1 protein-coding gene is annotated in these 1,176 nt (G+C 68.2%); it reads left to right on the top strand.

The features are described 5' to 3' along the window. On the top strand, positions 1–1,176 hold a 1,176-nt coding region (locus ABZ664_RS22360), incomplete at both ends, for an LpqB family beta-propeller domain-containing protein (RefSeq protein WP_362513026.1).

Here is a 1,176-nt window from a genome sequence, read left to right as displayed (position 1 = left end):
CCGGTGACGACAAGACGGTACGGATCTGGGATGCGGACACTGGCGGCCTGATCCGCACCCTCACCGGCCACACCGACTGGGTGAACTCGGTGGCGTTCGACCCGGACGGCAAGCGCCTGGCCAGCGCCGGTGACGACAAGACGGTACGGATCTGGGATGCGGACACTGGCGGCCTGATCCGCACCCTCACCGGCCACACCGACTGGGTGAACTCGGTGGCGTTCAGCCCGGACGGCAAGCGCCTGGCCAGCGCCGGTGACGACAAGACGGTGCGAATCTGGAACGCGGACACTGGCCGCCGCCCGATCCGCACCGACACCGGCCACCAGGGTGCCGTGTACTCGGTGGCGTTCGACCCGGACGGCAAGCGCCTGGCCACCGCTGGCTACGACCACACAGTGCGGACCTGGGATGTGGACACCGGCCGTCAAATCGGCGCCCCCCTCACCGGCCACACCAGCCAGGTGGTCTCGGTGGCGTTCAGCCCCGACGGCAAGCACCTGGCCAGCGCCGGTGACGACAAGACGGTCCGGATCTGGGATGTGGCTATCGCCCGCCCCATCCGTACTCTCACTGGTGGCACTCGCCCGGTGCGGTCGGTGGCGTTCAGCCCGGACGGCAAGCACCTGGCCGCCGCCGACGACGGTGATGGGACGGTGCGGATCTGGAACGCGGACACCGGCGGCCAGATCAGCACCCTCACCAGCAACAACGACTGGGTGTCCTTGATGGTGTTCAGCCAGGATGGCAAACGCCTGGCCACCGTCGGCGTCTTCAACACGGTCCGGATCTGGGATGTGGCCACCGGCAACCTGGTCCGTACCCTGACCGGCCACACCGGCGATGTGGAGAGTGTGTACGCGGTGGCGTTGAGCCCTGACGGCAAGCGCCTGGTCACCATCACCAACATGAGGGTGCGGCTCTGGGATGTGGCCACCGGCCGCCTAAACGGCGTCGAAGTGGCCTCCATCCGGGTGTTCTCGGTGGCGTTCAGCCCGGACGGCAAGCACCTGGCCGTCGCCGGTGACGGTGATGGGACGGTGTGGATCTGGGATGTGGTCACCCGCGGGACGGTGAGCTGGGTAGCGGACACTGGCTTTCCGACCCGCAGCCTCACCGGCCACCAGGGCGCCGTGAACTCGGTAACGTTCAGCCCTGACGGTAAGCGCCTGGCCT

Source organism: Streptosporangium sp. NPDC006930 (genome assembly GCF_040635605.1).
GTDB lineage: Bacteria > Actinomycetota > Actinomycetes > Streptosporangiales > Streptosporangiaceae > Streptosporangium.
This window is presented reverse-complemented; position numbering and strand designations above follow the sequence as displayed.